Source organism: Leptospira semungkisensis (genome assembly GCF_004770055.1).
GTDB classification, from domain to species: domain Bacteria; phylum Spirochaetota; class Leptospiria; order Leptospirales; family Leptospiraceae; genus Leptospira_B; species Leptospira_B semungkisensis.
On sequence record NZ_RQEP01000019.1, the window covers coordinates 272,100 to 292,175 of the forward strand.

The 20,076-nt window shown below is 43.0% G+C and carries 21 protein-coding genes; 15 read left to right on the top strand and 6 right to left on the bottom strand.

Annotated elements, in window-relative coordinates; all coding sequences use genetic code 11:
* Window positions 1-33 precede the first annotated feature (33 nt).
* Complete coding sequence (locus tag EHO59_RS15620) at window positions 34-471, bottom strand: heme-binding domain-containing protein (protein ID WP_135589389.1); 438 nt, start codon at window positions 469-471, stop codon at window positions 34-36.
* Between the two features lie 70 nt (window positions 472-541).
* Between EHO59_RS15620 and EHO59_RS15625 the strand changes: the two genes are divergently transcribed.
* Genes EHO59_RS15625 through EHO59_RS15635 form a run of 3 tightly spaced genes read left to right on the top strand, consistent with a single transcriptional unit; the run spans window position 542 to window position 2,912 of the window.
* Window positions 542-1,015: an NfeD family protein gene (locus EHO59_RS15625; RefSeq protein ID WP_135589390.1), complete on the top strand. Its 474-nt coding sequence runs from the start codon at window positions 542-544 to the stop codon at window positions 1,013-1,015.
* Between the two features lie 29 nt (window positions 1,016-1,044).
* Window positions 1,045-1,974 (top strand): SPFH domain-containing protein, encoded by a 930-nt coding sequence (locus EHO59_RS15630; RefSeq protein WP_135589391.1) that lies wholly within the window; start codon window positions 1,045-1,047, stop codon window positions 1,972-1,974.
* A 5-nt stretch (window positions 1,975-1,979) separates the two neighbouring features.
* Window positions 1,980-2,912, top strand: a complete 933-nt coding sequence (locus EHO59_RS15635) for an SPFH domain-containing protein (RefSeq protein ID WP_135589392.1) — start codon at window positions 1,980-1,982, stop codon at window positions 2,910-2,912.
* Between the two features lie 59 nt (window positions 2,913-2,971).
* On the opposite strand, the gene fliN is transcribed toward EHO59_RS15635, so the two are convergent.
* Window positions 2,972-3,493: a flagellar motor switch protein FliN gene (gene fliN / locus EHO59_RS15640; protein ID WP_135589393.1), complete on the bottom strand. Its 522-nt coding sequence runs from the start codon at window positions 3,491-3,493 to the stop codon at window positions 2,972-2,974.
* Window positions 3,494-3,574: 81 nt separating this feature from the next.
* Here fliN and EHO59_RS15645 point away from each other — a divergent pair, with 81 nt between their 5' ends.
* From EHO59_RS15645 to EHO59_RS15660, 4 genes are all read left to right on the top strand, one after another.
* A complete protein-coding gene (locus tag EHO59_RS15645) occupies window positions 3,575-4,870 on the top strand; it encodes an AAA family ATPase (RefSeq protein ID WP_210413092.1) in 1,296 nt (431 codons plus the stop codon).
* Window positions 4,871-4,996: 126 nt separating this feature from the next.
* Window positions 4,997-5,821, top strand: coding sequence for a flagellar-coiling protein FcpB (gene fcpB / locus EHO59_RS15650; protein ID WP_135589395.1), 825 nt, complete (start codon window positions 4,997-4,999; stop codon window positions 5,819-5,821).
* Window positions 5,822-6,349 (top strand): zinc ribbon domain-containing protein, encoded by a 528-nt coding sequence (locus EHO59_RS15655; RefSeq protein WP_210413093.1) that lies wholly within the window; start codon window positions 5,822-5,824, stop codon window positions 6,347-6,349.
* On the top strand, window positions 6,349-7,242 hold the full coding sequence (locus EHO59_RS15660; protein ID WP_135589396.1) for an RsmE family RNA methyltransferase: 894 nt from the start codon (window positions 6,349-6,351) through the stop codon (window positions 7,240-7,242). The genes EHO59_RS15655 and EHO59_RS15660 overlap by 1 nt, the downstream gene beginning before the upstream one ends.
* An 8-nt stretch (window positions 7,243-7,250) precedes the next feature.
* Here EHO59_RS15660 and impL63 read toward each other — a convergent pair whose 3' ends face one another.
* Window positions 7,251-8,936 (bottom strand): cytoplasmic membrane protein ImpL63, encoded by a 1,686-nt coding sequence (impL63, locus tag EHO59_RS15665; RefSeq protein ID WP_135589397.1) that lies wholly within the window; start codon window positions 8,934-8,936, stop codon window positions 7,251-7,253.
* A gap of 328 nt (window positions 8,937-9,264) precedes the next feature.
* Here impL63 and EHO59_RS15670 point away from each other — a divergent pair, with 328 nt between their 5' ends.
* The 3 genes from EHO59_RS15670 to metW all read left to right on the top strand — a co-directional run bounded on the left by EHO59_RS15670 (window position 9,265) and on the right by metW (window position 12,403).
* Window positions 9,265-10,569, top strand: a complete 1,305-nt coding sequence (locus EHO59_RS15670) for an O-acetylhomoserine aminocarboxypropyltransferase/cysteine synthase family protein (protein ID WP_135589398.1) — start codon at window positions 9,265-9,267, stop codon at window positions 10,567-10,569.
* Between the two features lie 116 nt (window positions 10,570-10,685).
* A complete protein-coding gene (gene metX / locus EHO59_RS15675) occupies window positions 10,686-11,795 on the top strand; it encodes a homoserine O-acetyltransferase MetX (RefSeq protein ID WP_135589839.1) in 1,110 nt (369 codons plus the stop codon).
* Window positions 11,792-12,403: a methionine biosynthesis protein MetW gene (metW, locus tag EHO59_RS15680; protein WP_135589399.1), complete on the top strand. Its 612-nt coding sequence runs from the start codon at window positions 11,792-11,794 to the stop codon at window positions 12,401-12,403. Before metX ends, metW begins: the two co-directional genes overlap by 4 nt.
* Before the next feature lie 151 nt (window positions 12,404-12,554).
* On the opposite strand, the gene EHO59_RS15685 is transcribed toward metW, so the two are convergent.
* Window positions 12,555-13,613 (bottom strand): D-alanine--D-alanine ligase, encoded by a 1,059-nt coding sequence (locus tag EHO59_RS15685; RefSeq protein ID WP_135589400.1) that lies wholly within the window; start codon window positions 13,611-13,613, stop codon window positions 12,555-12,557.
* Between the two features lie 41 nt (window positions 13,614-13,654).
* Here EHO59_RS15685 and EHO59_RS15690 point away from each other — a divergent pair, with 41 nt between their 5' ends.
* The 5 genes from EHO59_RS15690 (at window position 13,655) to EHO59_RS15710 (ending at window position 18,346) form a co-directional block, all read left to right on the top strand.
* Window positions 13,655-15,055 (top strand): hypothetical protein, encoded by a 1,401-nt coding sequence (locus EHO59_RS15690; RefSeq protein WP_135589401.1) that lies wholly within the window; start codon window positions 13,655-13,657, stop codon window positions 15,053-15,055.
* A gap of 5 nt (window positions 15,056-15,060) precedes the next feature.
* On the top strand, window positions 15,061-15,840 hold the full coding sequence (locus tag EHO59_RS15695) for an MlaE family ABC transporter permease (protein WP_135589402.1): 780 nt from the start codon (window positions 15,061-15,063) through the stop codon (window positions 15,838-15,840).
* A 2-nt stretch (window positions 15,841-15,842) separates the two neighbouring features.
* Entirely contained in the window at window positions 15,843-16,610 is a 768-nt protein-coding gene (locus EHO59_RS15700) for an ABC transporter ATP-binding protein (protein ID WP_135589403.1), read from the top strand.
* A gap of 67 nt (window positions 16,611-16,677) precedes the next feature.
* The gene (gene mce / locus EHO59_RS15705) at window positions 16,678-17,421 is read left to right on the top strand and encodes a mammalian cell entry protein Mce (RefSeq protein ID WP_135589404.1); all 744 of its coding nucleotides are present in this window, start codon (window positions 16,678-16,680) and stop codon (window positions 17,419-17,421) included.
* A gap of 46 nt (window positions 17,422-17,467) precedes the next feature.
* On the top strand, window positions 17,468-18,346 hold the full coding sequence (locus EHO59_RS15710) for an NAD(P)-dependent oxidoreductase (protein ID WP_135589405.1): 879 nt from the start codon (window positions 17,468-17,470) through the stop codon (window positions 18,344-18,346).
* On the opposite strand, the gene EHO59_RS15715 is transcribed toward EHO59_RS15710, so the two are convergent.
* Window positions 18,318-18,878 (bottom strand): GDYXXLXY domain-containing protein, encoded by a 561-nt coding sequence (locus tag EHO59_RS15715; protein WP_135589406.1) that lies wholly within the window; start codon window positions 18,876-18,878, stop codon window positions 18,318-18,320. The two genes, EHO59_RS15710 and EHO59_RS15715, sit on opposite strands and share 29 nt — an antisense overlap.
* On the bottom strand, window positions 18,875-20,059 hold the full coding sequence (locus EHO59_RS15720) for a DUF2157 domain-containing protein (protein ID WP_135589407.1): 1,185 nt from the start codon (window positions 20,057-20,059) through the stop codon (window positions 18,875-18,877). Before EHO59_RS15720 ends, EHO59_RS15715 begins: the two co-directional genes overlap by 4 nt.
* Window positions 20,060-20,076: the final 17 nt, after the last annotated feature.

Consider the following 20,076-nt stretch of genomic DNA (forward strand, 5'->3'; position numbering starts at 1 on the left):
AGTTTACTTTCTAAGATTGCTTTTGCGGATGATTTATTCTTTTTCGGCGAAGGTTTGTAGCCAATCTCTTAGGATCTCTATTTCTTCCTTGTCCAGTTTTGCGTCCGAATGAAGTAGAATATAATCTTTAGGAGGCATTTCGCCTTCTTCAATCTCTTCTAAGATTTCTTCTGCCTTGTCCGCTTTCTTGGCAGCAGTAAGTGCTTCCCATTCGGAGAAATTCAGCTCTTCTCTTCCTTCTTCTATATGGTGAGCTATGTATAGGGAGACTGGGAAAACCTTTGAATACCAAGGCCATTGGACCAGATCCGAATGGCAGTCGTAACAGGATCTTCTCAAAATCTTTTTGACTCGTTCTTCCGTTTTGATTTCATTAGCATTCATTCCTAACGGAGGAAGTACGGGGATAAACTGAAGAGCAAGGAATATGACTCCGAGCCCTATTCCAAGACGAATCCAAATTTTTTTCATCGTTTCCCGCTAAGAATATGGACGGGAATGTTTTTGAAAATAGAATTTTCCCCTTTCATCAAACCTAAGCATGGACTTTTTTCAAGACGGACATACCCTTTCTTATCTCTGGATCGCTTCGGGAATACTACTCATGATCGCGGAGCTTTTCGTCCCTGGAACCTTTGTATTCTTTCTGGGACTTTCCGGAGTGATCGTAGGAACCCTTTCTTATTTCACAGAACTTGGAATAGGAACCCAGGCTGCGATCTGGGCGGCTCTTTCTGGAATTTTAATACTCATTGGCGGCGCCTTTCTCAGAAAATTCTTTCCTTCGGCGAGCGAAAAGGCTACCCTCAGCCCCGACGAAGGCCCTGGCAGGATCGTATCCGTTTCCAAAGACATTCTCGTAGAAAGAAGAGGAGGAAGGATCCTATTCCAAGGCACGGAATGGGATGCGATCAGCAAATCGAAACGGATCCCTGCAGGAAAGAGAGCAAGGATCGTAGAAAGAGAAAATCTCACTTTCATAGTAGAGCCATTGGACTTTCCCGAAATACAATAATATAAATAGGAGATTGGAAGGGTACAAATATGTTCCTAATTTTCACCTTGGCGTTTATCGCCTTGATCTATCTGGTGTTGAAGACATTCATCATCGTTCCCCAAAATTACAGTTTTGTGGTGGAGCGTTTGGGAATCTTTAGAGGAGCCTTGGGCGCAGGCTTTCATTTTTTAATTCCGATCCTCGACCAGGTTAAGTACAGACAAAACCTAAAAGAGGTCGCGATCGATATCCCTCCTCAGACCTGTATCACAAAAGACAACGTTTCTATCCTAGTGGATGGGATCCTTTACATTCGTGTCATGGATGCATACAAAGCATCTTATGAGATCGAGAATTATCTGAGCGCCACCATTCAGCTCGCTCAAACAACTCTTCGTTCTGAGATCGGAAAACTCGTACTGGACCATACATTCTCCGAGAGAGACGATATCAACGCAAATGTTGTAAGAGCACTCGATGAAGCGACAGACCCTTGGGGAATTAAGGTCACCCGCTATGAGATCCGGAATATTTCTCCTCCAAAGGAGATCCTACACGAGATGGAAGAGCAGGTAAAGGCAGAGAGAGTCAAGAGAGCCGAGATCACTATTTCAGAGGGTGAGAAGGTTTCTAGGATCAATCGCTCTATGGGAGAAAGGCAAGAAGCAATCAACCTTTCCGAAGGAGAGAAGATTCGAAAAGTAAACGAGGCCGAAGGAAAAGCAAAAGAAATCGAATTCGTTGCTCAGGCAAAGGCAAAAGGGATCCAGATGATCTCAGAAGCCATCGGAAAAGACGGAGGATCCGAAGCAGTAAATCTGCAGATCACTGAAGATTATCTTTCTGGTTTAGGAGAGATCCTACAAAAGGCAAAGACTACCGTTCTTCCTACAGAGATGGCGAATATTGTGGGAGTATTCGAAGGACTCTCCAAGGTAACGAATAAAATTCCGGATCTAGGTTCGGGTAAGGAATAACAGAAATGTCTACAGTAATCGATGTTTTTCTCACCATATTCTGGTTCGGGTTCTTTCTCTACTTCGCCTATAAGATCTATCGTTCCGTCCGGATCGTTTCCGCTCAGGAATGTATTATCGTAGAACGACTCGGAAAATACAACAGAACCCTGCATGCAGGATTTCATATACTCATCCCTTTTATAGATTCGGATTCGTATTACCATACTCTAAAAGAGCAATCTATAGACGTTCCTCCTCAGACTTGTATCACCAAGGACAACGTGAAGGTGGAGATGGATGGGATCCTATATTTAAGAGTACTCGATCCTCAGAAGGCAAGCTACGGAATAGAGGACTATCATTTTGCAGTTACTCAGCTAGTGCAGACTACTATGAGGGCGATTATCGGAACCATGGATCTGGATACTACTTTTGAGACCCGAGAAGTCATTAATAGTAAGATCCTAGAGGTACTCGACCAAGCAGCAGAACCTTGGGGAGTCCGGGTGAATCGATACGAGATAGTAAATATCGCTCCTCCTAAATCTGTGATAGAAGCTATGGAAAGAGAGAAGAAGGCTCAAATCGCTAAGAAGGCGCAGATCTCCCTTTCCGAAGGAGACAGAGATTCCAGAATCAATCGCTCTTTGGGGATCAAGGAAGAAGCCATCAATAAGTCCGAGGGAGAAAAGCAGAAACGGATCAATGAGGCAGAAGGTGTTGCTTCGGAAATAGAATCGATTGCAGTCGCTACCGCAAAAGGAATCGAGCTTCTGGCAGGCGCGATCCAAACCAAAGGCGGAAAAGAGGCAGTCAAACTAAGGATCGCTCAAAGATTCATTAAGGAAGTGGAGAAATTAGGACAGGAAGGAACAGAACTTGTGCTTCCACTCAATTTATCAAATTTCAAATCAGTAATGAAAGCGGTCTTAGGAAGCGAAGAGAAGAAGTCTTAGATCCAGAAAATTCGAAGAAGTTCCGGAACCGCATTGCGATCCGGAACTTTCCGATCTGATTACATTAAACGACGAGAAGGGTCTACGATCTCAGTGATCCGAATTCCGTAGTAGTCGTCGAGAATTACTAATTTTCCTTTTCCTACCAATTTTCCATTGGCGAGAATGTCCAAATCTTCTCCGACTGCGTTGTCTAATTCCACCACTGCTCCCTCATTCAACCCAAGAACATCCTTGATGTACATATTGGTCCTACCTAATTCTACAGTAAGAGCAATGTTTACATCTAAGAGTAAGTTTAAGTTTGCAGTATTAGAAGAAACGGAACTAGAACGAGAACTTGGTTTTGGAGGCGCCGGAGCCGCAGAAGGCCCGAGTGCGGCAGCAATATCCGCAAAAGAAGGAGCTCCTCCTCCTCCACCGCCGCCGCCGGAAGAAGAACTTCCGCCACCCGGATCGCCGAGAAGAGAATCCAATTCGCCACTTAAATTAAAATCAGCGGAGCCACCGCCGCCGCCCCCAGGACTGGAGCCAGTTAAGAGTGCGTCTATATCGTCTTGGGAAAGGGATCCTTCACCCATAAGGGTTTGCCTCCAAAGGTTCTTTCTAAATTCTTCGACCGAACCGACAGATTATACAAGAGAAATTCTCCCGGAGAAAGCATGAAACCAGAAGATTGGAACCCGCCGGCCCGTCCTAGTACCGGCAATATTCTAGATTTTACCCAGGCCAAGGCATTGCTTTACGGGGAATTAAAGGGAATGGGAGTCTCCGATACCCAACTTCCCTCCTTTCTACCGGATAAGAAGGATCTAAAAATAGAATTTCCGATCCCAGGTGCGGATAAGTCACAGCTCTTAGATTGCTTTCATATCGTCCGAAATCATATCGAAAACCTAAGGATTCATACCTTCGAACCCGGTTACTGTTGCCTGCAGGCTCTCAATGAGAACTTATTCGAAACCAAGAATATCTTAGATAATATTAAGTTTCGTTTTTATTCCGGAAGAAACCAGAGCAAGATCGAGATCACAAAGAAGGGAGACTTTCATAGAGAGGAGATCTTTGCAGCAATCGATTTGTTCAAATACCTAAGACTTTCTAAACAGGAGTCGGTCCAAAATCCGAAGGAACTCCTGCTTCGTCTGGGGATAGATGTATTCGATCCAATCGAAGCCAAGAAAAAAGGAGATTGGGTGACTTTCGATGCGGTGGCCGGTTACGAGGATGTAAAAAGACAGATCTTGGAATCAATCATCCTTCCCCTAAAATCCCCTGAGACCTTGGAAGAAGTGGCAAAGCTCACCCGAAAATTCCCAGGAAGGACAAAACCCAGGGCAATTCTCTTAGAAGGAGAGCCTGGTGTAGGAAAGACCACGATGGCAAAGGTGATTTCCTGTATGACGGACATTCCTCTCATTTACGTGCCCGTAGAATCTATTTTAAGTAAATATTATGGGGAAAGCGCCCAAAACATGGCCTACGTATTCGATGTAGCCTCTCTATTCCCTTCTTGTCTATTATTCCTGGACGAGATAGACTCTCTGGCCGGTTCCCGAGATGACGGACTATTCGAGGCTACGAGGAATATTCTCTCTGTGCTTTTACGAAAACTGGATGGATTTGAAGGGGGACAAAAATCGATTACCCTGGGAGCCACGAACCGAAAACAGGACTTGGATAAGGCATTATTGTCCAGATTCGATCGTTCCGTTTTATTCCCTTTACCTAATGAATCCGAAAGAGCGGCTATATTAGGAAATTATGCAAAACATCTGACCCAAACAGAACGCATAACAATATCGCAACGCTTAGGGACTTTTTCCGGAAGAGATTTACGGGATTTCTGTGATTTTGTGGAAAGACGCTGGGCTGCGAGTCTAATCGAAAAAGGATTGAAACCGGCTCCTCCCCCGTATGAACTGTATTTGGAAACGAGCTCAAAATCCGGAAAATAGCAGTTTTCCTCTCGAAAATGTAAGTCTTGGATTTAATCGGGAGTCTATTTTTCCGATACTAGAGACAGGGTTTTCTCGGTTTTCGAAGAAATCCAATTCTGCATAGAGACCAAGGAATAGGGTACAATGAAACGCAAAATAGCATTCTGCCTGGCGATCTTCGCGATTGTTGGCATACTCAACGCTCAAGACAACCAAGCTCAAAAGAAAGAGGATGGCCAAGTCGGAGCAGCCATTCTGGACACTGAAAAGGGTCTGGACCAAAGAGTTTCCGCTCTAAATGAAAGGCTGAAACGTCATACCGTACTCATGAAAATGAAAGTACGCATTCTTCCTTTCCGCACCGTTCTATTCAAAGGAAAGGCGAATAGTGATGAATGTGTTCCTGCGCCAAGTAACGCACAGGAAGACACCGCTAACAACTGCATCCGAGTTGAAGTTTATGATTTCATTAAGGATGAAGAAAGAGGCCAAGGTAGAGTTGTTCAAGGCGGACTTTCTAAATACATGGAAATCTATTTCGAAGGACCGAATTCAAACGATCCGGATCCAAGAATGGAACCTCCTCGTAAGATCAGCAAGATCATCAGCCGAGTTTACAAAAACAACTTCTTGATCGAAGACAAATCAGTGTCCGAGATCATCGATCGTTCACCAAACGATCAACCGGCTCATAACGAAAAAATCGAACTTTTCTATCAAAAGAACGGATATCCTGAGTGGAACCGCCCTGAAACTCCTAGTGAGAAAGGAGTCGGTAAATACGTATTGTCTAATGTAGAGAATACTAAGACCCACCCTATCCGTAACTCTTTCAAGAAGACCTTCTATATCAAGCATCTGGACAATTTCGACAGACTCTTTACTAAGATCTTCGATTACAATGACCAATTAGGAAACGAGAACTACAAAGAGAACGTAAACACTCTCAAGGAGTCCTTGAAGTACTAAGTGCGGTACATTGTTCCTTGTTCCTCCTGCGGCACCGAGCTCAGAATTCCTTTAGATTTAGGAAAGCTGACCGTTCGGTGCCCCAGATGTTACCACTCTTTTGTATTTGATCCGGAGGATCCCGCAAGCTTTAGAGGCGGAAGATACGATTCCCCCACACAAGATCCAAACAAAGGAAATCCCCGTTCTATCCGGGGATTTTTTTATTTTCTAAGTAATTTCTTCGAACGAATTCGATCCAAATTTAGAAAGAACAATTCTTTCGGTTGGGAAAATCCGAATTCTGCCGGACAAAAATCCCAAACTTACACTCCTAGTTCGGGAACAGGATTCGGTCCCTTGCTCGCAAAATACATTCTATTCGCATTAATATTCGTAGGAATCGCAAGAGCCTGCTTCTATTCTTCCATGGATTGGAATAATGGACCTACAAACGAACAGCAGTGGAATCCTTTACAAGAAAAACCTCCTGCTCCACAGCAAGAAGAGCCTGAGGAAAACGAAACCCGTCCTCAAGTCGATACATAATGAATATTCTACTCTTGGATCCGAAAGAAAGATCTTCTTTCGGTGAATGGAATATTTACTCAGCTGAAAAGATCGATCATATTAGAAATATCTTAAAGAAGGATACCGGTGATTCCATCAAGGCAGGACTTCTGAATGAAAGCCTCGGGCTTTTTCGAATCAGAGAAATCTCGCCAGAAAATCTGAAAGGGAGTTATACTCCGATCATCCGTCCGAAAAAGAGAAATCCATTCCTTCATCTGATCTCTTCGGTCCAGCGCCCACCCACTGCAGAAAAGATCCTCCATCTTGCAGGAGTCTGGGGAATCCATTCTATGGAATTTCAAATCGCCGATCTTTCCAGAAAGGAATATCTGACCTCCCCTATCTGGAAGAACAAAAACTTGCAGGAAACCTTATATTCCGGAATGGAACAAGGAGGAAATATCCATCTTCCTTTTTTAGAGCTTGGTTTTAGTCTCCCTGAAAAAGGGCAAGGATCAGTACGAAAACAAACTCTAAGAGAGAGAGTTGAATCGATCTCTGGAATTGCTTTCTATTTGGATAAGAAAGGGTTATTTCTCTTAGAATACAGAGAAGAAATCCTAAAAAATAGAGTGAATAAACATGAATCGAAACATCCTGATCCAAAACGATCGCATCGCTCTAAATCTATTTACGCAAAGACTCATTCAACGGATCCGAGTCCTACAACTGATTTAGATAATTCCGAAACGCCGCAGCAAGAAATTTGTATCTTTCTCGGCCCGGAACCCGGTTGGAGCAAGAGAGAGATTTCTCTTTTCCAAGAGAGGAATATAAAGCCAGTGCGTTTATCTAAAGCTATCTTGAGATCCGAACAGGCTTTTTCTTTCTTCCTTTCTCAATGGGAAGCCTGTTTTCCAAATTTATAATATTCTAATTAGAAAGAAAGAGAATTGGAGAATAGAACTTTTTTCTCATCCTGTGCTTGGAAAGAGTTCGTGGTGCTATCATAAACCCAGCGTCTGATCTCCTGAAGACGGATGCTTATGAATCCTAGGTTCAATGCGGCTTCAACTGCTCCGACTGAGTTCTCGTCCACTTTGAAAGCATCCTTATTCTGATCGAAATTCTTGTGAGTATAATATCCCGAAAAGATCAACAAGGAACCGATCGGTATATACATTCCTAAGAATACACGCGAGTTATTCGGCCCGTTATAATTCTCATAGTTTCCTTCGAGAGAGATCCTATAAAAATTCAATACCATAGAAGTAAAGTATCCCTTAACCCTTGGTCCATTCGGATCTACTAATTGAGCCGCCTGCAATTTTGATTGAGGCGTCTGGGTCTGGGTATTTAACTGAAATCTCTCTATCTCATAAAAGCTATCGAAGTACATTGGAACGTAGTTCGCATCCATGTTCCTGTATTCGGGTTTGATCTTCATATAAATATCATTCCCACCAAATTTGAACATGATCCCTGAATGAGTTCCTTTTGCATTGTTTAGGATCTTGATCGTGTTCACGTCATAGTATGGAGTCAGTTCTACATATTTACTGCTGATCAATTTGTATTCGGCATCCATTCCTTGGATAGAAAGCTTTTCGGTCTGTTCTACCAGAGGGTTATTACTGGAATCCAAACGAAGTCTTCCTGTCGTATCGAAAGATAACTGGGTTGGTGCCTTTGTATCGAATGCATTTGTAAATCCGATCGCGAATCGATTCGAGAAATTGTCCTGGTTAAAGAATTCTTTAACCTTCTGTTGAGGAGTTTGCGGTTTCTTGTCGATCGGAACCATTGTCTCAACAGGTTGATGAGTTTTTTGATCCTCTACGATTGCTCTGTACTTCTCTCTATCTTCCGGATCCACTCCGGCTTCTTCATAGACTTTCTTACGACCTGCCTCGTCGGCAACATTCCCCTGTCCTACCTGCATCATGGAGAATAACTGAGATCTTCCAGTCATTAGATCGAATGCTTTGAAGGCCATTGCAAGAGGTCTCGCATAAACCCTTCCCGCACCTATCTCATGAGTATAGATTGAGTTAGTAAATACTTGAACTCCACCATAATCACTGTTGATATCAGCCATGAGACCAACATTATAAATATCGATCCTTTGGTTATTCACATATCTGTTCACGATGGTTCCGTGACCGATGTATCCATCAAAAAGCTTTCCGGCATAAAAAGAGAAGGTAGTTTCTCCGGGTTTGTACTGACCGTACGTCCCATACCAGATATTATTAATAACCCTTAGATAATCGCTCTTTTGATCATAGTCTATCTTACGAATGCTTCCTATCTTCGTAGTCGGATCTTTGGGAGCCTGATCATCTATTAGAATATTCAGAGGAGCCGTTAGAGAGAATCCGAAATTCCCTCCAAAGTTCATATTGATCGTCGGAGCAACGTAGAGATAATAATCATTATTGAATTTGTTCACCCCTAGATCGTAGGTAAATGGATCAGGAGGTTGCATGAACTGCCTGCCAGGAGGCATCCACATCTGCGCTTGCAACTCATCTCCAGCATAAGGAACAAAATAAACGGAGAGGAATACTAGCCCAGGTAATAGAAATGATAGTCTTAGCTTCTTCAAAAGTTCCAATTTTATAGATCGACCGGAAAATTCCGGAACAATGCACCCTTTCCAATTCGCGGAGAATATTATCTTTAATATCGTATTAGCAGCTTAGAATCTAAACGACGAAGTAATTCTAACCTGGCTCTCCGATCAAAAACCAGTAAAAGAGTAATATTTCTCTTATTTTGGAAATTATTTTCCTGTTTTCGCTTGAGAATCATGACTTGAGGGATGGAATAGAAGTAATTCTTGCTCTTTCGCAAATATCTGCTATAATAAATTAAATATCCTATTTAATGAATTTTTTATCGACATTTTAGAGGAATATTCCGAAATAACCTAAAAGGAGTTTCATCGCATGGCTAGAAATTATAAACCTGAAACAATTGTTCTGCATGGAGGACAGGCACCGGATCCAACAACCACGTCCAGAGCCGTTCCTATTTACCAAACCACTTCCTACGTTTTTAAAGATACCGATCACGCGGCGAGACTCTTCGGACTGCAAGAATTCGGTAATATTTATACAAGGATCGGAAATCCTACCACTGATGTCTTAGAGCAAAGAGTGGCGGCTTTAGAAGGCGGGGTTGCAGCACTTGCGACAGCATCTGGTCAATCCGCAGAAACATTAGCTCTCTTGAATATTGTGGAAGCAGGACAGGAGATTGTCGCTTCTTCTTCTCTTTATGGTGGAACTTACAATCTTCTGCATTATACTTTTCCGAAATTAGGGATCAAGGTTCACTTTGTGGATCAATCCAATCCTGAAAATTTCAAGAAAGCGATCAATGATAAGACAAGAGCTATTTTTGCAGAAACATTAGGAAATCCTAAATTAGATACTCTAGACATCGAAGCAGTCGCTAAGGTTGCTCACGATGCAGGAATTCCTCTTGTGATCGACAATACCCTTCCTTCTCCTTATCTGATCCGTCCTATCGATTTCGGTGCGGACATAGTAGTTCACTCTCTTACCAAATTCTTGGGAGGACATGGAACTTCTATCGGTGGGATCATCGTGGATTCAGGTAAATTCAATTGGGGAAATGGTAAGTTTAAGAACTTTACTGATCCGGATCCAAGCTATCATGGCTTGAAGTTCTGGGATGTATTCGGTAAGTTCGAGCCGTTCGGCGGAGTGAATATCGCATTTATCATCAAGGCGAGAGTGCAAGGACTCAGAGATTTAGGACCTGCGATCTCCCCTTTCAATGCATTTAATATTTTGCAAGGGATCGAAACTCTTCCTCTGAGAGTAACTCAACATTCACAGAACGCTCAGAAGGTAGCCGAGTTCTTATCCAAGCATCCTAAAGTTTCTTGGGTGAATTATCCAGGTCTTCCTACCGACAAGAATTACGCTCTGGCGAAGAAATACCATACCCGCGGTCTTTTCGGTGCGATCATTGGTTTTGGAGTCAAAGGAGGAATCCCAGAGGCTAAGAAGCTAATTGATGGATTAGAGTTATTCTCTCTTCTTGCAAACGTAGGAGATGCTAAGTCCTTGGCGATCCACCCTGCTTCTACAACTCACCAACAGTTGAGCCCTGAGGAGCAATTGACTACCGGTGTGACTCCGGAGTTCGTTCGTTTATCTGTGGGTCTGGAGCATATTGACGATATCCTTACGGATCTGGATGAAGCTTTGAAAAAGGTGTGACTTTCGACTCAGTCAAAAAAATCGTCTAAAAACAGGCCACTTTCCCGTTTTCTCTCCGAACTTGTTCGAAGGATCCGAAAATGAGGAAAGTGGCTTCGGCTTTTGGTGGAAATCGAATGGATTTAGAGCGCTCTGTTGGAATCGTTGAAACGAAAACGGCAACCTTAGGCGATCTACGTCTGGACAACGGTTCCGTTCTTTCCCCCACTGTGATCGCATATGAAACCTATGGAACTCTTTCTCCAGAAAAAGACAATGCGATCCTGATCTGCCATGCACTTTCCGGAGACGCTCACGCAGCAGGGTATCTTTCTTCTTCTGATAAACGCCCAGGTTGGTGGGACGATTATGTAGGCCCAGGAAAGTCTTTCGATACGAATCAATTTTTTATAATATCATCTAACGTGATCGGTGGATGCAAAGGATCTTCCGGTCCAATGAGCATCAATCCTGTTTCTGGAAAACCTTATGGTTCTAGCTTTCCTTTCGTTTCCATTAAGGACATGGTAGAAGCACAGAAACTACTGATCGATTCTTTCGGGATCCAAAAATTATTCTGCGTAGCCGGCGGTTCCATGGGAGGAATGCAGGCTCTTCAGTGGAGTATTTCTTATCCTGACTTCTTAACAAACTGTATTATTTTGGCTTCTTCCCCGGAACATTCTGCGATGCAAATCGCATTCAACGAAGTGGGAAGGCAGGCGATTCTTTCCGATCCGAATTGGAATAATGGTCTGTATGAAGATAATGCATCTCCACGTAAAGGCTTAGCTCTTGCAAGAATGGTGGGTCATATCACCTATCTTTCAGATGATAAAATGAGGGAAAAGTTTGGTAGAAATCCTCCTAGAGGAAACCTATTGAATTCCGATTTTGCCGTAGGAAGCTATCTCATTTACCAAGGAGAAAGTTTCGTAGATCGTTTCGATGCAAATTCTTATATCTACGTAACCAAAGCATTGGATCATTTCAGTTTAGGAAAAGGCCAGGAACTTACCAAAGCATTGAGCCCAGCTCAGTGCAGATTCCTAATCATTTCGTATAGCTCGGATTGGTTGTATCCTCCTGCTCAATCCAGAGAGATCGTAAAAAGTCTCGAGGCCGCCGACAAAAGAGTCTTTTATGTGGAATTGAATACCAAAGAAGGACATGATAGTTTTCTTCTTCCGAACTCTAAGCAGGAAGACGTGATCAACGGATTCTTAAAAATGCCGGTGGATGAATGATCGCCTCGAAAGTCTTAAGCAGTAAAACACTTAGAGAAAGACCAGACTTCGCGTATATTCTGGATGCGATCTCTCCTGGCTCCCGAGTTCTCGACCTTGGCTGCGGTAATGGAGACCTTCTCTATTTACTCAAACAAAAAGGCATCCGAGGACAAGGTATAGAAAAGGACGAAGATGCGATCGTGGAATGCATTCGTAAGGGAGTGTATGTTCACCACGGGGATATAGACGAAGGACTCAGCCATCATGAGGACAAGAGATTCGACTATGTGATCCTGAACCAAACCATTCAGGAAACTAGACACCCCGGAGACATTATTAAAGAAGGTCTTCGTATCGGAAAAAGAGTGATCATCGTGTTTCCGAATTTCGGATACTGGGAAGTTCGATTTCGAATCTTATTCCAGGGCAAGACTCCGGTCACGGATCTTCTTCCCTATCGCTGGTTCAATACACCCAACCTACATTTTCTTTCCGTCTTAGACTTCGAAGAATTCTGTCAGCTCAGAGGATTTACTGTAGAAGACAAAGCCTTCTTCACCGATCTGAAACAAGTCAAGTTCAGCCCGAATTTCTTCTCTAAGCTCGCGTTATTTCAAATTAGATAATTATAATGTAGGAACTGCCCAGATAGTTCCCACAGGATTTTGCTCCACGAAATTTGTGGTTGCGAGATGTAAGAATTTCTGATATAGAGGACAGGCTTCTCCCACAAGCCACTCCCCCCGATCCCGAAGATGGGTGGGGGCTGCCTTACTTTTATTTTTCGACCGGGATCTTCCCCGCCTTCTCGAGCGCTTGATCGATCAAAGACTGATACAATTCCTCGATCGGAATTCCTGCTGCCTTTGCCTGCTGAGGAATAAGACTCGTTTCCGTCATTCCAGGAAGTGTGTTCGTTTCTAACACGAAAGGAATCCCATCCACGATTATGAAATCCGTTCTGGAATATCCTTCACAGCCCATGGTCTTATGAGCGAGGATTGCTTGTTCTTGGATCTTTTGTATGATTGCCTCAGGCAAGCGAGCGGGAGTGATCTCCTGAGAGAGACCAGGTTTGTATTTGGACTCTACATCAAAAAATTCCCCGCCAGGAATAATCTCTGTAGGAGGAAGGGCTTTTGCGATCCTCTTTCTTCCTTCCTTCTTTTCCCAAACTCCGCAAGATACTTCGGTTCCATTTAAGAATTTCTGTAAGATCGCATGATCTTCCCTTTCAAAGAATTCAGGCAGACGTCTTTCCAATTCTTCCACCGTATTGATGCGGAACGTATGAAAGCTAGAGCCCCCTTCTACAGGCTTTAGAAAAAGAGGATATTCCAAATCCAGGCTTTCGACCAAAGTCGAATTCTCTAAGAAATCCTTTTTGCGTAATTCCCAAAAAGGAGCGACCGACATTCCAGCCAAATGGAATAAACGATTTGCACGTATTTTATCCATGGCCAAAGCGGATGCCTTCACGTCGGAACCGGTAAACGGAATATCCAAAACTTTCAAGAAGCCTTGCATAGAACCGTCTTCGCCACTCGTGCCATGCAAGCCCAAAAAGACCACATCGCAATCCAAGGATGTAAAGCTAGAGGCGTTCACTCCATGCAATTCCTCGAACTGTTTTAAATATAATTCAGGATTCCCGTTAGCTGCTTCCGGAAAAATAGGTCGATATTCTCTAGGGATCACCCAACGTCCCTCTCTGGAGATGAGAATGGGTTTGACCGAATGTCCCATGGAGGCCAATGTCTTACTTATGAAAGTACCCGTTCTCAGGGAAATTTCGTGCTCCGTCGACGTTCCTCCGAATAATACCGCTATCTTCAATTTGAACCTCTATTCATCCGACTCAGGATCTGTCAGGAAGAATGTTGCATAAGAATATTCTCCTTATCCTTTTTTTTCTATTCTGTACGGAAAGCGTATTTTCTGAATTTCCTTTTAAACCGGTTTCGCCCTATCCAGCAGAGTACAAACAGTTTTGGTTCTTATACCAATCCGAAAAGCGCTTGGGAGAAGAAGAGCAAATCTACCGTCCCTTCTTCTCTACCTATACGGAAACCAAATCCAATTATAAGTATAGAACGGTTCTCTTTCCCGTATTTTATTCGGAGCAAACAGATTACTGGAGAGTTTGGTCCTTCTTATTTTTTATCAGTGGGACTGAATCCTTTCATGACGATCTAGGCTGGGACGAAGACACCCTTTCTCCTCTTTTGATCTGGGGAAAAGGAGAGACTGCAAGAGAATCCTATTTCGGCTTCTTTCCCTTCTATGGAGGAATGAGAGGAAAGATCGGATATGCAGAGTTGAACTTCATACTCTTTCCATTCTACTCTAGTTGGAAACATAAGAATTATACTGCAAAGAGTATTCTGTGGCCTTTAGTCATGTGGGGAGGTTCCGAAGTCAGAGACGATCTTCGTATCCTTCCCTTCTATTCTCAAAAGATACATAAGGGAAAGTATGAAAGGTATTCCGTTCTTTGGCCTTTCATTCAATGGGGGAATATCAATCAGGACAAGAGAGAACCATTCTCTTATCTGATGCTCTGGCCCTTCTATTCCTCTAAAAGTTCCGAATACGGGAATATGAAAGCAAAAGCATTCTTCTGGCTGCCTCTCTTCGGCTCCTTATTCTCCTACGGTTATGACAAAAGAACTCATGAGAAAGATCTGAACGTATTCTTCTTTATTTTTCAGTATGGGCAGAACGACGACGAAGATTATAGAAAACTAATATTCTTTCCTTTTTACGGCTATTACAGATTTGCTTATAAGGAAACTAGGTTTCTTACCCCATTCTATTTTCGTCTCAGCACTGACAGCCATCATCTTAAATCCTCGGAGACCTATTTTATTCCGTTCTGGTGGAGGACGAATCGCACCTATGTGCAATGGGGAAGAGAGGAAAATTATTATAAACTCTGGCCATTCTTCCGTTGGCATGAGGACAGGGATGGAAATCTCACTTGGAATTTCCTTTCCTTATTTCCGATTAAATCAGAACTTGTGGAAAGAATTTGGGATCCGGTCTGGTCTATCGTTGAATACCAAAGACTCGCGAACGGAGAGAAGCGACTCTCCTTCCTGATGAGATTGTATACTCAGAGATGGTCAAAAGACGAATTGCATATCCATATTCCTTTTTTGGTGGAATATAGCAATACTCCGGAGAAGGTTTCCTATCAGTTCTTATACGGTCTTTTCGGTGTAGAAAAAGATAAGGAAAAGACAACGGTGCAAATTCTTTGGTGGATTAAAATTTAGTTTCGATGCTGGGATCCTTAAAAGAAAAAACAAATGATACTCTTTATGCGGCGGGATACACAATCGTTCTCATCGCAGAGACTTTTTTGAATCTAAGATTCGCGGTGGAGAAACGAAAAGAGATCCTAGATCAGATGTTCATCTCCGGTGTAGGAAGTCTATTCGTGGTCTCGGTAGTAGCCATCTTTACCGGAATGCTTCTCACGTTAAATACAGGACTGGGTTTAAAAGACTTCGGCGCAGAAGGCCAAGTCGGTCTTCTTCTTACCATTACTCTCACTCGAGAAATGTCTCCATTTATGACTGCTCTCATTCTCGCAGCGTCTATCGGTTCAGCGATTGCAGCTGAGATCGGGACCATGAAGGTTTCGGAAGAAATAGACGCCTTAGAAGTCATGTCCATCGATCCGGTTCGATTTCTTGTCTTTCCAAGAGTATTAGGTTTTTCTTTAATGGTTCCGGTTCTTTGCGTTTATTCTACGATCTTAGGGACTCTTGGCGGAGCCATTGTTGCTCACTACCAATTGGGTCTTGAATTCATCGTATATTTCCAAGATGTTTATGAAAGGATCACTTCCATTCCAGGTCTGAAAGATCTCTATACTGGATTATTCAAAGGTTATATTTTTGGCCTGATCATTTCCTCCGTTTCCTGCTCTCACGGTTTAAGAACTTCGGGAGGAGCCATAGGCGTGGGAAGAGCCACCAGAGAATCCGTGGTGACTTCTTTTCTAATGGTTATATTCTTCGGATACGTGATCACCGCTATTTTTTACAGGCAATAGTCATGGAAGAATTTGCGATAGAACTCATTAATCTTCATAAATCCTTCGGAGAGAGAAAGATCCTAAAAGGGATGAATCTACAAGTGAAGAAGGGAGAAACTCTTGTGATCTTGGGCCCTTCCGGTACAGGTAAATCTGTCACCTTGAAACATATCACAGGGCTACTCGATCCGGATGCGGGAGAATGTAAGATCTTTGGTGAAAAGATCTCAGGAGCCGAGATCCAAGAAAGAGAACGGATCCGTTCTAAGATGGGAGTCTTATTCCAGTCGGGAGCACTTATCAACTGGATGACAGTATTCGATAATGTTGCCCTTCCCCTAAGAGAACATAAACTTTATCCGGAAGCTGAGATCCAAAGGATCGTATCCGAAAAACTCAGGTTAGTGGATATGACAATCGCTAAGGACAATTATCCGAATGATATCTCTGGAGGAATGAAGAAAAGAGCCGGACTCGCAAGAGCAATTGCTGCCGATCCGGAAATCATTCTCTACGACGAACCTACCTCCGGTCTGGATCCGGTCATGTCCAACGTGATTAATGAGCTCATTCTCAGGATCCGCAAGCAAACTGGAGCGGCCCAGGTCGTAGTGACCCATGATATGTCTAGCGCTTACATGATCGCCGACCGAATTTCATTCTTTTACGGAGGTCAGGTCTTATTCACCGGAACTCCCGAAGAAGTGCAGAATTCTAACAATGAATTTGTTCGTCAGTTTATTAATGGAAATACCAAAGGACCCATGATTCTTGAAACCAAGAGCTGAATACAGGGTCAAACGAGAATATTTCGGGACAAAAAACCGATACTTATTATATAGAGTTCTGTAAAAAATGAGTTCCTTTCGTTATCTTTTAGTCGGCGCGATTTTCTCCGTCGCAATCGTTGTGGTAGGTTATTTCACCGTAATGACGGAGGGCGGTCCTGTGCAAAAACGGGGAGAATTCCTGAAGATCAACTTCAAGAATTCAGAGGGAATTAAGGTCGGAAACAAGGTCACTGTACAAGGTGTCCCTTTCGGCTATGTTTCCAGTATCCAACTCATCCAGATCGACGAAAACGGCGCGGTTCTTCCCGCTGGAGAAGTGGGAGTAGCTACCAGGGTAGAAGTCACCATTCTTCTGAAGGAGCCTTTGAGAATGTACGAAAATTATGATATTGCGATCCGTAACGAAAGCCTTCTTTCCGGCCGTGTAATCTCCATTGATCCAGGAACTTCCGAGTCCACAGATGAGAAAGGTCCAAGAAAGGCATTCCCAGTTGTAGACTATAAGGCAGGCGCTTCTCTCAAAGGAAGAGTTCTCCAAGATCCTCTAGTTTCTCTTTCCGAATTAATCGCAGAGAACAGAGGAGATATCCGTACGACCTTCTCTAACGTAGCTGATATAACTACAAAGATCAATTCAGGGGACGGAACTCTCGGTAGATTGATCAACAGAGACGATCTTCATACAAACGTAAATACGGTTCTCACGGATGCACAGATCGTATTAAGAGAATTGAGAGAAGGTTTGGAAGATACGAGAGAGCAAGCTCCTGTAACAAGCTTTATCCGCGCCGCACTTAGTTCCTTCTAATCGCCTTTTTCTTGCAAAAACTTACTTTCTCGGAAATTCTTTCACTATGTCTGAACGTACAATTGCAATCCTAGGCACAGGTATCATGGGAAGAGGGATCGCGAATAATCTCTCGGCTGCAGGTCATAAGCTCCATTTATTCGCAAGAAGTCCGGAGAAGATCAAGGACATGGAATCTCCGACCCGAAAAATATTCGGAGATATCTTTGAAGCAGCAAAAGATCGCGAGATACTCATCTTATGCCTCACAGATGATTCTTCTGTTGAGAATGCTGTCTTTCATTCTAAACTCTTGGAAGCGAAACCAAAATATGTGATCGATATGGGAACAACTTCCCCTGCTCTCACTCAAAGACTTTCTAATGAATTTCAAAAGCAAGGTGCGAAATTCTTGGACGCTCCAATGACAGGTTCTAAGAACGCGGCAAGAGATGGTCAGATCTTATTTATGATTGGAGCGAGATCCCAAGAAGAAATCTCGGAGATCCATTTCATCTTAGATCTTTGCGGAAAGAATACAGTGTACTGTGGCAATGTAGGAGACGGACAAAAGGCAAAGATCGCATTGAACATGGTGCAAGCAGGAATCTTTCAGATCTATATGGAAGGATTTCTTTTAGCCGAAAAGCAAGGAATCTCTTCCGAAACACTGAAAGAGATCATCCAACAATCCGGAGCTAAATCCGGGATCAGCGATTTCAAATTTCCCTTTGTGTTCTCAGGAAATTACGAGACTCATTTTGCATTAAAGAATATGCATAAAGATCTGAAGCACGCTCTTGCAATCGCCTCCGAAACGAAAACGGTCCTTCCCCTTTCTTCTCAATTGGATCCGATCTACCAGGAAGGGATACAAGCAGGACTTGGGGAGAAGGACTATTGCAGCTTAAACGAGGTTACTGCCCGGATACGTCCGGCCAAATAATCTTTTCAATCAAACCGGAGCCGTCTTCTTGCATTCTAAGTTGGACCTTAGCTCCAGGCTGTCTCAATTTTGCATCCCATTCCTTGGCCTTGTCTTCTGGAATGAAATATTTGCGAAACGGATATTCGAATCGATTGTATTTACAGTTTCCCTTGATGTAAGTCCAGCATTTCAAGATCTCTCTTTCGGAAGGACTGCAATCGGCGATGTATTTTGCTTCATATGATTCAGGTTCTCTATTCTCGAAGCAAACACAGGAACCATATTCCGAGGATTGCAACTTTACTCCGGTTTCTCCCACTGTAGATAAAGAAGAAGCATTGGAATCCTGATCGCATTGAACCTCCGAATATCTCGGATCAATTTGAAATCTTAGAAAATGTCCGGATAGTAGATCTCTCGGATCATAACCTGTAATCGGAAGAATCAAAACCTTACCGCTTCTTAAATCAATCTCTCTTTCTAATGCCAAAGAAGCGAGAACAAGGATTGGAAGGAATACAGCAAGTATAGAACCGTAGAATCGTTTCATAGTCCTAATTCCTCCTCAGGAAAGAGTTGGTTCGCTTTGACACGTATCTTTTCCCGCAACCTGAAGAATAGAGCGCTAAATCCTAGGATGACAATACCGGATACGATAAGCCCTACTCCTGTATCGAGTAAGGTCCCGAAGACTTCTAAGTATGCGACTACGAATCGGATCCCGATTACAGTTAAACAAAGATCGAACCATCTTCTGGATTGAAAGAATACGAATGTCAAAGGCAACCATGCCAAGAAGAAGTAAAAGATAGCCGGAAATTTTCCTGCCCAATGAGTGAGCTGAGGATAATTGAGTAGGCCGAGAAAGATCCCGGAGATACTAAACAAGACTAACTTTCTTGCGGAGAAATTCTTTCGGAAGAAGCGACCAACAAGCATCAGAAGAATAGGAACAATCATAGGAATATAAAAGGGAAATGGGAGATAGAAATTATTCCCTGTTAAACTGGTCTCTTTAATGGAATCATATCCAGTAACGAAGCTTCCTAAAACGGAAGAATAGATGAAATAGAAAAGATACCAGATGATAAACGGATTTGCGAGTATGGATCTTCGATCTTCTCCCGATTCGAGACGTTTGTCTATAAAGATACTCACTATCCCAAAAATCCAGGAAAGCCAAAACGCCATTAAATAAATATAATGTTCTCGCACTCCGGAAAGGATTTCCTCGTCTACAAGCGCATAGAAAACGGAGAATCCGAATCCGGCAATCCAGAGGTGGAACAAGATCCTTCCAGAATAGAAGAAGAGCAAAAGAAAAGTCATCCCGCACCAGAGTGCGATTGCCTCGTAAAATTTTCCCTGAGTATGGTAGATCTGAGAGATAAGACCGATATTCGCTAAGCAAAGAACGCTCAGAAGAAGAACCAATAGATATCGGATCGTATCATTCCAAAACCCTCTTCTCTCAGAATAAAGGATAGCGAATCCTAATCCGACTAATAGAGAGAAGCTGACCAAAAGTTTTACAGTATAATGAATTCTATCCCAGTTCGCCGCGACGAGTGCAATTACTCCCAGACCTAAGACTACAATTCCTAAAGCCAAGAAAGAATAAAATGCGTATGGGATCTTCTTCGCATTCTCGAATGCGAAAATGGCGTCCGCCTGTTCTTTATTTATGAGACCGGCATCCATCCAGATCTTTAGTTTTCCCTTCCAATTCATGGGGCCTAAGTAGAAAA